Below are 10494 nucleotides of genomic sequence, written 5' to 3' on the forward strand. Positions count from 1 at the left end.
CCATGACGCACGTCGACTTCGCAGTCGTCGGTGGCGGAATCATCGGGTGCACGATCGCGCGGGAGTTGGTGCTACGGGCTCCGCACGCTTCCGTGTTGGTGCTCGAAAAAGATGCCGTCGGGTCCGGAGCCAGTCGCCGGTCGGCCGGTCTGCATTTCCCTCGTGGCGCGACGGAGCGTGTGCGCCGCATGGCCGGCTACAGCCAGGCCTACTACAGGGCCCTGCTCGACGCTGATCCGGCGTTGCCCATTCATCCGGTTCCCATGCTGGTGGTGTCCGACCGTGCGACCGTGGACCTGGTGGAGGCGGCCTATCTTGACGAGGCCGGACTGTCCCGCGTGGACGCGTTGCCGGACTGGCTGCCACCACTGTCGGACGAGACGGCGGCTTGGACGGGCGAGGGCTGCCAGTACGCCGACGTCGGGGCGTTGACCCGAGCATTGGCCCGGTCTCTGCGGCCACGGACGAGTTTCAGGGAAGGGGTCTCCGTCGATTCCCTGGACCGGGTCGGGAGCGGCTACGAACTCGGGCTCGGCACAGGAGAACGCGTCACGGCCGACTCGGTCGTGCTCGCGCCCGGCCCGTGGCTGGCCGCACCAGCCTGGCGGGAACGGCTCACCCCCCTGGACGTCAGGGTGAAGAAGGTCGTCGCGCTGCACATCGAACAGCCGCCCGCACCCGAGGACGGAGTCGTCGTCTTCCACGACGAGGACGCATTCCTGCTCCCGCTGCACGAGCAGAGGCGTTGGCTCTTCAGCCACACCAGTCAGGTCTGGGACGTCGACCCCGACCGGCTCACCGGCAGCGTCTCCCCGTCGGACCTGGCTGAGGCCCGCGAGGTGCTGATCAGCCGCGCCCCCCGCCTGGCCGACTCCGCTCGCAGCGGAAGGGTGTTCTGCGACGCGTACAGCGCAGATCGGGAGCCGCTGGTACGCGCTCTGGACGAGGAGGGCCGACTGGTGTTCGCGGGTTCCGCCAACGGCTCCGGCTACCGGCTCGCACCCGCCATCGCCGCAGAGGCAGCGCACCTGCTCCGTAAAGCCGTTGAGAACGTTTCCGACCAAGGGAGCCACCGATGAACGTGAGCGTCTTCTCCACGGAGGAACTGCACCAGGCATTCGGCATCGAGATGAGCTCCGTGGAGAAGATGAGTGCCGGAGCCGGCTGGGGCCGGGTCGCGCCGGGCGTCACCTCCGATCCACACCAGCACGACGAGATCGAGATGTTCGTCGTCGTCGCCGGAACCGGATGGGTGGCTTTCGATGGTCGGCGTATCCGGGTGGAGCCGGGAACGGTGTGCCAGTTCGAGCCCTTCGAGACACACGTCGTCGAGAACGACGGAGACGTCGACCTGGTCTTCTTCGACCTGTACTGGCGCGACCCGGTGCGCGCCGCCCAGGCCGCAGCGGCAGGCGGTACGCGCCGCCGGTTCCACGAGAGGCCGGTCTTCGTCTTCTCGACCCCGCCCACTCCCAACGGCGACCTCCACCTCGGCCACCTGTCCGGTCCCTACCTGGGAGCTGACGCCTACGTCCGGTTCCAACGCATGCAGGGCACTGAGGTGTGGCACCTCACCGGGAGCGACGACTTCCAGAGCTACGTGGTCGACTGCGCCCGCCGTGAGGAGCGCGAACCGGCGCGTACCGCCGAGCACTACAGTGCCGAGATCGCCGCGACGCTCCGTCTGATGGACATCGAGGTCGACCAGTACACAGTGACCAACGAGGACCCCGGCTGCCGGGACGGTCTACGCAGATACTTCTCGAAGCTGGTCGACTCGGGGGCGGTTACCGTCCAGCAGGCGGCTGCCCTGGTGGACGACGAGACGGACGCCTACCTCTACGAGGTGGACGTCTCGGGCGGTTGTCCCGGATGCGGGGGCGGCACCAGCGGCAACATCTGCGAAGAGTGCGGCGAACCGAACGTCTGCGTCGACCTGGTCAACCCGCGCAGCAGCCGGTCGGAGGCGCCGCCGAAGCAGCAACCTGTCCCACGCTTCGTCCTGCCCCTCCACGAGTTCGGCAGCGAGGTCGCCGACCACCACCGTCTCGGTCGGGTCCCGGCCCGACTCCGCGAACTGGCGGACCGGGTGTTCGCGCGTACCAGGCTCGACATTCCCGTGACCCACCCGTCGGACTGGGGCGTCGCGCCCGCGGATACGACAGTGGACGGGCAGGTGATCTGGGTCTGGCCTGAGATGTCCTACGGCTTTCTCCACGGCATCGAGGCCCTCGGCGGCCGTCTGGGCCGTGACTGGCAAGCCGTGACTCCCCAGCAGGACTGGAAGTTCGTCCACTTCTTCGGCTACGACAACAGCTTCTACCATGCCGTGCTCTACCCGGCTCTCTACCGGTTGGCGTACCCGCAGTGGAATCCAGACATCGATTACCACGTCAATGAGTTCTACCTGTTGGAGGACGGCAAGTTCTCCACCAGCAGGCGCCATGCCATCTGGGGTAAGCAGATCCTGCGACCGGAGACCGTGGACGCGGTGCGCTACTACCTGTCGCTCACGCGTCCGGAGCGGCGACGGACGAACTTCGAACTCGAGGCATACACGGAGACCGTCCAGCGGGTCCTGGTGGACGGCTGGCAGGGTTGGCTGAACGACCTGGGCGCACGGGTCGCCGGGCAGTACGGCGGGATCGCCCCTGACGCCGGTGTCTGGACTCCTGAGCACACGGCGTTCCTCAACCGCCTGGGCGTACGGCTCGCCGCAGTCGCCGACAGCTTCGGGCAGGACGGATTCTCGCTGAACCGTGCGGCCGCTGAATTGGACGGGATCGTCGTCGACACTCGGCGGTTCGCTGAAGCAGAGGCACGGACCGCGCTGATCGCCGGTTGGAAGGACGAGGCCCGAACGGCCATCGCGCTGGAACTGGCCGCGGCACGACTGCTGGCCCGCGCGGCCACGCCGATCATGCCTCGATTCGCCGCGCGGCTCGCCCAGGCGCTGGGGACGACCGGCCTCTCGTCCTGGCCTTCCCAGGTCGAGCTGGTCGCGCCCGGCACCCTGATCGGCCTCGAACAACAGTCCTACTTCGAGGCCCTGCCGTCGGACTGGTCGCTCGCCGAGGGAGCCATGGGATGACGGACTCCGTGATCAACCGCTTGGTGGCGGGGCCGCCGGCTCCCGGCCACCGGATCTCCTTCATCCGGCTCGGCAGTCTCAGGACGCTGGACCTGACCGAACTGTACGAACAGTCAGGCCATGTCGCCGCCTACCTTCGGAGCCTCGGCGTCGAGGCCGGGGACCGCATCGGAATCCTGGCGGCCAACAGCCTGGAATGGGTTCTGTTGGACCTTGCCGCGCTGCGGCTCAAGGTGGTGGTCGCAGGTTTCGAGCCAGGCAAGTTCACCGATGCCGGAGAGCTGGTGGCACGCTACGGGCTCACGGTTGTGTTCACCGACCAGGACGTGCCGGCGGACGCGCCGGCGGCCGTCCGAACTTTCACTGATGTCGCCGAGGCTGCCAGGCAGGCATGGCCGGAGCCGCCCGGACCCGTCGTGTACGAGCCCGAGGATGTGACGACGATCAAGTTCACCTCCGGCAGCACCGGTGAGCCGAAGGGACTCGGGGCCACGGTCGGCAGTATCGACGCGTCGATGCAGGCTGTGCAGGAGATCTTCGAGCACCGGGGCGACGACAATCTCTTCGTCTTCCTTCCGCTGTCGCTGCTGCAGCAGCGGTACTGGCTCTACTCCGCCCTCTGCTTCGGCCACGATGCGACCGTCACCACGTACGAGGCGGCCTTCGCCGCACTGGGAACGGCCCGGCCGACTGTGGTGATGGGCGTACCAGCGTTCTTCGAGGCCGCCAGGCAGCAGATCAGCCAGGATGCCGCTCGCGCGGACGGCGTCGCGCCGGAGGCGGCTCGCCGCGCGGCCGCGCGGCGGCTGTTCGGCGATCGGATCCGCTACCTGTGGACTGGATCAGCGCCGGCGGACAGGGAGGTGCTGCGCTACCTCACCGACGCGGGCCTTCCCATCTATGAGGGCTACGGGCTGAACGAGACGTGCATCGTCAGCAAGAACCATCCCGGTGCTCACAGGGAGGGCAGCGTGGGGAGGGTACTGCGGGGGAAGGAGGTGCTGTTCGACGAGGCCGGCGTGATCCTGGTACGAAGCGAGCATCCGGTGAACCAGCGCTACGAGTTCGCCGAGCCCGGTGACTCCGAGCGGATGTTCGTCGCGGACGGGGTGGTGCGCACCGGTGACCTCGGTTACGTGGACGAGGACGGCTTCCTGTTCGTCCGGGGCCGCGCCGACGACGTCATCGTGCTTGGGAACGGCAAGAAGGTGATCGTCCGGCGGATCGAGGAGCACATGCGGACGAGTCCGGCGATCGAGGAGTGCGTGGTGTTCTGCCCCGCGCAGACGTCACTGGTGGCGGTGGTCTCGCCTTCCTCCGACACGGCCGACCTCGAGGCGATCGCCGAACAACTGGCCCGCACCAACGCCTCGTTCGGCCGCGATGAACAGATTCGCAAGGTCGTGGTCGCGAGCCCGCGGCCCAGTATCGCCAACGGAATGCTCACTTCGCAGTTCAAGCCGAAACGGCAGGCCATTTTCGCTGCCTTCCAGTCGGAGATCACGAACAACCAGGACGGTATCCATGCCCAGTGACGTCGAGACCATCGCGCGGGAAAACCTGTCGGCCGCGCTCCAGCCGGCCGCGGATCCGCACGAGATCGAACTCGACCTCGAGTTGACCGACTACGGCTTGACCTCGTTGCAGAAGGTCCTGTTCCTGACTCGGCTCTGCGAGGACCTCACGGTCGACCTCGCGCATCTGACCGAGCGCGACGTCGCAGAGATGCGCACGCTCCACGATGTTGTAGACACACTGTCACGCTACGCCGGAAAGGCTTCCTAGAGTGAGTTGGGCAGAGCTGGCCGCGGCCACGCTGGAGAACGACCACGTGAGGCTGCGTCCGATCAGTCCCGAGGACCGCGAGTCGATCCACGACATCGCGATGGACCCGGTGATCTGGCGCTACTTCGTGAGCCTGGTCGAGACGGAGGAGGACTTCGACGCCTTTTTCCAGGGCATGGTCGCTGACCACGCCGCAGGCAGGCGTGTGGTCTTCCACATCACCGACAAGACGGCGGGGCGATGCGCGGGGAGCATGAGCTTCGGCAACCTCTCCGAGGCGGACTCGCGCCTGGAGATCGGCTGGTCCTGGCTGGGCGTCGACTTCCAGGGCCGCGGCATCAACCGCTGGGCCAAGTACCTCTTGCTCGAGCACGCCTTCGAGAACCTGGGCGCCGAGCGCGTGGAGTTCAAGACGGACCAGCTCAACGCGCAGGCCCGACGGGGCCTGCGCAACATCGGCGCCGTGGAGGAGGGCGTCCTTCGCAGCTTCAACCCGATGCCTGGCGGCAGGCGCCGGGACGCTGTCTACTACAGCGTGTTGCGCGGTGAGTGGTCGTGGCTCAAGGACGAGCTGGCCACCCACGCGAAGGTGACCCGTCAGGGCATGGCGGTGTGACCGGCGGAGCGGGCGTCGCCCATCTGCATCTCTGCGGCGATCCCTATGAGGTCGGCCGACAGCACGGGGCAGCTCTCGCCGGTCCGCTGCGCGGCTTCGTCGACGACTCGCTCTGCCGCCTCAACCTGCTTGTGGACGAACCGGTCACGACGGCCGGGCTCGAACCGGTGCTGTCCGCGTTCGACAAGGTGATCACGGCAGAGCTGCCACGGCTGGCCGAGGAGATCACCGGACTCGCCGACGGAATCGGAATCCACCGCGACCAGGCGCTGCTGCTGCAACTGCGCCGGGAGATCCTGGGCTACCGGAAGATCCCGGCGCGAGGCGACTGCACCACCTACGCCAAGGCCGGTTCCCATCCGGTCCTGGCCCAGACTGTGGACCTCAACGGCGACCTGGACGATCAGATCAGCGTCCTCGACGTCCGACTCACAGGTTCCCCGCGCCGGGCCCTGGTGCTCAGTTTCGCGGGCCTGCTCGGCTATCTCGGGGTCAACAGCGACGGCCTGGCCGTGGGCCTCAACCTGGTCCTCGGCGGCGACTGGAAACCCGGAGTCCCGCCGTACCTGGCCATTCGCCACGTGTTGGACTCCGCTGCCACCGTCGATGAGGCGGTCGAGTGCCTCCGCGGTCTCCCGTTGGCCAGCTCACGGTCGTTCATGCTCTGCGACGCGGGCAAAGCGGTCTGGGTGGAGGCTCTGGACGGCCGGTTCCGGTGCCTCGAAGCCCAACAGGCCGAGCACACCAACCACTTCCTCCACCCCGAGTTCGAACCCTTCGACGAGATCAACGTCTTCGCGCGGAACTCCTCACGCCGAAGGCTGGAGGCGTGCCGCGCCGGTCTCGCCGCGATGGCACCGGCCGCAGGGGTGGAGGAGCATTTCGCTCTGCTCTCGGTCCCTCCCATCCGAGTTGTCGGAACCGGTGACGTCCGGTACGAGCGCACCGTCGCTGCTGCCGTCGCATTGCCGGGGAGCGGTGAGTTGTACATCAGGCCGGGTGATCCCGCCACATCTGTCACCAGGGAGTTCACCTTTGCGGACCCGGACTGCTGCACTGCCGGCGTTCCCATCCACAAGGACATGGACACGGCCGAGCGTTGACCATCCATGCCGACATGACTCAAGCGACCTCATCTTGAACTTTTCGAACACCGACGGGCGGGAACATGAACGTGCTCGATGACGAGAACGGGCGATCCGTCGTCCTTGTGAACCACGAGCATCAGCTCACGACAGTCCTCGAGGGACACGCGCCAGAAGCGTTTCCGGAAGGGAGCCTGTCATGAAGGAAGGCACTGCCGTCGGCATCGCCGGGATCGATGCCGGTATCGACGTCGAAGACCTCTCCAGCCTGCTGATGATCAGGCACTTCGAGCAGACCGTCCTGGACCTGTTCGCGCGCGGGCTGCTGAACGGCACCACGCACACCTGCCTCGGTCAGGAGTACGTGCCGGTGGCCCTGGGGCCGCTGCTGGCCCCGGACGACTTCGTGTTCAGCAACCACCGCGGCCACGGACACTACCTGGCCCGCTTCGACGACCCCGAGGGCCTGCTGGCCGAGATGACCGGCCGCGAGGGCGCCGTCTGTTCGGGCGTCGGCGGCAGCCAGCACATCTTCCGGGGCACCTACCTGTCCACCGGCGTGCAGGGCGAGAGCCTGCCGGTGGCCGTGGGCACGGCCTTGTGGTTCCAGCGGACCGGCCGGCCCGGGATCGCCGTGGCCTACATCGGCGACGGCACCTGGGGCGAGGGCGCCGTTTACGAGGCGTTGAACCTGGCCGCGCTGTGGCGGCTGCCGCTGCTGGTGGTCGTGGAGAACAACGGCATCGCGCAGACCACGCCGACCGCGCGCGCCATGGCCGGCGACATCGCCGGGCGGGCCGCGGCGTTCGGAATCCCCCATGTGTCCGTGACCGGCAGCGACGTCGCCGCGATCCGCGCGCGCCTGGCACCGGTGATCGAACGGGCGCGCACCGGCGGCGGGACGTCCGTCGTGGAGTTCGCGACCCACCGCCTCGGCCCGCACAGCAAGGGCGACGACACGCGCTCCGCCGCCGAAATCGCCGCCGAACGGGAGCACGACTGGCACGACGCCTATCGGCGCCTGGACCCCGACCTGTTCGCCAAGGTCGAGGACGAGCAGCGGACGCGGATCGCCGAGGCCGTGGACCGGGTCCTGGCCCGTCCGGCCTCGGTGTGGGAAAGGGGCTGAGCCGTGGAGCGTGTCGCTGAGAATCTGAACCGGGCTCTGCACGCGGCCTTCGCCGCCGATCCCGACCTGTTCCTGCTGGGGGAGGACGTCGCCGATCCGTACGGCGGCGCCTTCAAGATCACCAAAGGGCTGTCGTCGGGCTACCCCGACCGGGTCCTGAGCACGCCCATCAGCGAGCAGTCGCTGGTGGGCGTGGCCAACGGGCTGGCGCTGTCCGGCGGGCGCGCCATCGTCGAGATCATGTTCGGCGACTTCGCCACCTTGGCCTTCGACCAGATCGTGAACTTCGCGGCCAAATCGGTCGCGATGTACGGCCGCCGCGTCGAGGTCCCGGTGATCGTGCGCTGTCCCACCGGCGGGCGGCGCGGGTACGGCCCGACCCACAGTCAGAGCCTGCAGAAGCACTTCATCGGCGTGCCGCACCTGTCGGTGCACGAGATCTCGCCGTTCCACGACAGTTCGGCGCTGCTGGCCGGCCTGCTCGCCGAAGGCGAGCCGGCGGTCCTGTTCGAGGACAAGGTGCTCTACACGCAGCCGATGCACGAGCCGGGGACGGACGGGCCGTTCGTCGCCGATTTCCCGTTCGGAGCCGGCGGCCCGGCGCGGCTGCGGGCGTCGGACGGCGACGACGCGGCCGACTGCGTGATCATCGTGCCCGGCGGCGTGGCCCGGCGGGCGCTGGCGGCGGCCGGGACGCTGTTCGCCGAGCACGAGATCACCTGCGAGGTGATCGTTCCGACCCGGTTGTACCCGTTCGACGTGGAGCCACTGCTGCCCGCCCTGGCCGGCGCCGAGGTCGTGTGCCTGGTCGAGGACTGCGCCGCCGGCGGCACCTGGGGCTCGGAGGTCGCCGCGCGCGTCTATCAGCGGCTGTGGGGCCGGCTGCGGCGCCCGGTCGTGCTGTGCAGCGCCGAGGCCGAGGTGATCCCGACCGCCGCACACCTGGAACAGGCCGTGCTCCCCCAAGCTTCTGACATCCACCGCGCCATCTGGGAGGCGTTGCATGCGTGAACTGCTGCTGCCGAAGTTCAACAACAACGACGAGGGCTGCGTCCTGGTCGGCTGGACGGTCGACGACGGTGCCGCGGTGTCCGCGGACGCGGTCGTCGCCGAGGTCGAGACTGCCAAGGCCCTGGAGGAACTCGTCGCGGACGCGGACGGCGTCCTCCACCGGCTCGTCGAGGCCGGAGCGCACTGCGAGTTCGGGCGGCCCGTGGGGCTGCTGTTCGACAGCCGCCAGGAACGGGACGACTACCTGGCGGCCGCCGTCGTGACCACCGCACCCGAGGGTGAGGGCGAGGGCGAGGACCACGATGGCGGCCAGGACCCGATCCTCAGCGACGCCGCGCGCACCCTCGCCCAGGATCACGGCATCCGGACCGAGCAACTGCGCAAGCTCGGCAAGCGGGTGGTGAAGGCCTCCGACGTCCAGCGGCTCATCGACGAGGGGTTCATGGACCAGGAGGCGGCGTCCGTGACGGCTGGGGCGTCCGCGGCGTCCGCGGACGCCGTCGTCGTCAGCCTCAGTCCGCGCCAGCGCGCGGTGGCCGCCGTCGTCAGCGAGGCGCACCGCACCATCCCGGCCGCCTTCGCCGCGATCGCGGTCGACCTGACAGCGTTCCGCGCCACCCGCGGCGGCGCTCCATACGGGCTGGTCGAGCTCCTGGTCAAGGCCATGGCCGCTCGCCACGCCGACTTCCCGCTGTTCTTCGCCACGCCCGGTGCGGACCACACCCTCACCCTCGCGTCGGCCGCCAACGTCGGGGTCACCGTCGACGTCGGGACCGGGCTGTTCATCCCGGTGCTCAAGGACGCCGCCCGCCGTCCGATCGCCGACCTGACCGACGACCTCATGGACTTCCGAGTCAGCGCCCTGCGGCAGAACTTCCGCGAGGACGCGTTCGCCGACGAGGCCATCACCCTCTCGCTGCACAACGATCCGGACATCATCCTGGCCGCGCCGATCGTCCATCCGGGCCGCACCTGCGTCGTGACCTTGTGTGCCGAGCGGAGCGAAGTCGCGCTGACCGAGGACGGCACGCCGTTCACCCGGCCGGTCACCACGGTCGCCGCCACCTACGACCACCGCTATCTCAACGGCTGCGACGCGGTCCGCTTCCTCACCGCGGTGAAGCAGGACCTGGAGACCGCCGACGCCATCGCCCGGCTCGCGGGCTGACGGGAGGACGACGAAGCCACTGCCGCTCTTCGACGCCCCTGTGGACCTCCGCGCGCTGCGCGCCGCCTACCAAGCAGCCGGCGACCCGGCGTCGGCCGGTCCACGGATCGGGATCGCGGCCGGCTGCACCGCCGACCCGATCCTGCCCTACCTCGGCGCGGCGCTCGCCGGGACGCTCGGCGACCGTGTCCCGGTCACCACCGCCCCGGCGGCCGGCGCCGGCACCGCCGCCACCGGATACAGCCGCCCCTGGTCACGGCGCCCGTCGCCCACCTCACCCAGCCTGGCCGGCAGACCCGACGACACCTCGCGGGTGACCTCGACGGGCGGTCCTGCCGCCGGCGACGACACCCGGTCCCCGATCGCGGACAACCCGACCTCGGGGATGGCAGACTCAATCAGCAACTGAACTCCGGCTCTGACGACTTGGTGTGAGAACCCTCGTCCCACCGGAGCTCCGCCCTGCTCAGCGCGCCGACACGCGGCCGCCACCCACCTCGAACCGATCCTGAGACGGCCGTGGGTCTGTCTCGCCGGCGACGCCGTACAACCGGCGGACGGCCACCGAGGACTTCACCTTCAACGGCGTACGGATCGGCCGCGGCGACA

Annotated in this window: 10 protein-coding genes; all 10 read left to right on the forward strand. The window is 69.0% G+C overall.

Annotated features, from left to right (window positions below):
- The first annotated feature begins 2 nt into the window (after positions 1 to 2).
- The 10 genes from AB0D59_RS42960 to AB0D59_RS43005 all read left to right on the forward strand — a co-directional run bounded on the left by AB0D59_RS42960 (position 3) and on the right by AB0D59_RS43005 (position 10294).
- Positions 3 to 1079 carry an FAD-dependent oxidoreductase gene (locus AB0D59_RS42960; RefSeq protein ID WP_362576742.1) on the forward strand — a complete coding sequence of 359 codons (1077 nt, stop codon included), beginning with the start codon at positions 3 to 5 and terminating at the stop codon, positions 1077 to 1079.
- Positions 1076 to 3091, forward strand: coding sequence for a class I tRNA ligase family protein (locus AB0D59_RS42965; protein ID WP_362576743.1), 2016 nt, complete (start codon positions 1076 to 1078; stop codon positions 3089 to 3091). Before AB0D59_RS42960 ends, AB0D59_RS42965 begins: the two co-directional genes overlap by 4 nt.
- Positions 3088 to 4626, forward strand: coding sequence for an AMP-binding protein (locus tag AB0D59_RS42970; protein ID WP_362576745.1), 1539 nt, complete (start codon positions 3088 to 3090; stop codon positions 4624 to 4626). Before AB0D59_RS42965 ends, AB0D59_RS42970 begins: the two co-directional genes overlap by 4 nt.
- The gene (locus tag AB0D59_RS42975; protein WP_362576747.1) at positions 4616 to 4876 is read left to right on the forward strand and encodes a phosphopantetheine-binding protein; all 261 of its coding nucleotides are present in this window, start codon (positions 4616 to 4618) and stop codon (positions 4874 to 4876) included. Before AB0D59_RS42970 ends, AB0D59_RS42975 begins: the two co-directional genes overlap by 11 nt.
- 1 nt (position 4877) lies before the next feature.
- Positions 4878 to 5492, forward strand: coding sequence for a GNAT family N-acetyltransferase (locus AB0D59_RS42980; protein ID WP_362576749.1), 615 nt, complete (start codon positions 4878 to 4880; stop codon positions 5490 to 5492).
- A complete protein-coding gene (locus tag AB0D59_RS42985) occupies positions 5489 to 6595 on the forward strand; it encodes a C45 family peptidase (protein WP_362576750.1) in 1107 nt (368 codons plus the stop codon). The genes AB0D59_RS42980 and AB0D59_RS42985 overlap by 4 nt, the downstream gene beginning before the upstream one ends.
- 181 nt (positions 6596 to 6776) lie before the next feature.
- Positions 6777 to 7706, forward strand: coding sequence for a thiamine pyrophosphate-dependent dehydrogenase E1 component subunit alpha (locus AB0D59_RS42990; RefSeq protein ID WP_362576752.1), 930 nt, complete (start codon positions 6777 to 6779; stop codon positions 7704 to 7706).
- A 3-nt stretch (positions 7707 to 7709) separates the two neighbouring features.
- A complete protein-coding gene (locus AB0D59_RS42995) occupies positions 7710 to 8717 on the forward strand; it encodes a transketolase C-terminal domain-containing protein (RefSeq protein ID WP_362576754.1) in 1008 nt (335 codons plus the stop codon).
- Complete coding sequence (locus AB0D59_RS43000) at positions 8710 to 9885, forward strand: 2-oxo acid dehydrogenase subunit E2 (RefSeq protein ID WP_362576755.1); 1176 nt, start codon at positions 8710 to 8712, stop codon at positions 9883 to 9885. The genes AB0D59_RS42995 and AB0D59_RS43000 overlap by 8 nt, the downstream gene beginning before the upstream one ends.
- 40 nt (positions 9886 to 9925) lie before the next feature.
- Complete coding sequence (locus tag AB0D59_RS43005) at positions 9926 to 10294, forward strand: hypothetical protein (protein WP_362576756.1); 369 nt, start codon at positions 9926 to 9928, stop codon at positions 10292 to 10294.
- Positions 10295 to 10494: the final 200 nt, after the last annotated feature.

It is taken from the genome of Streptomyces sp. NPDC048417 (assembly GCF_040651615.1).
In the GTDB taxonomy this organism is placed as follows: domain Bacteria; phylum Actinomycetota; class Actinomycetes; order Streptomycetales; family Streptomycetaceae; genus Streptomyces.

What these genes read in the sequence shown, in the direction of transcription:
- AB0D59_RS42960 (WP_362576742.1), top strand. Translation starts at nt 3, where the DNA reads ATGACGCACGTCGACTTCGCAGTCGTCGGTGGCGGAATCATCGGGTGC.
- AB0D59_RS42965 (WP_362576743.1), top strand. Translation starts at nt 1,076, where the DNA reads ATGAACGTGAGCGTCTTCTCCACGGAGGAACTGCACCAGGCATTCGGC.
- AB0D59_RS42970 (WP_362576745.1), top strand. Translation starts at nt 3,088, where the DNA reads ATGACGGACTCCGTGATCAACCGCTTGGTGGCGGGGCCGCCGGCTCCC.
- AB0D59_RS42975 (WP_362576747.1), top strand. Translation starts at nt 4,616, where the DNA reads ATGCCCAGTGACGTCGAGACCATCGCGCGGGAAAACCTGTCGGCCGCG.
- AB0D59_RS42990 (WP_362576752.1), top strand. Translation starts at nt 6,777, where the DNA reads ATGAAGGAAGGCACTGCCGTCGGCATCGCCGGGATCGATGCCGGTATC.
- AB0D59_RS43000 (WP_362576755.1), top strand. Translation starts at nt 8,710, where the DNA reads ATGCGTGAACTGCTGCTGCCGAAGTTCAACAACAACGACGAGGGCTGC.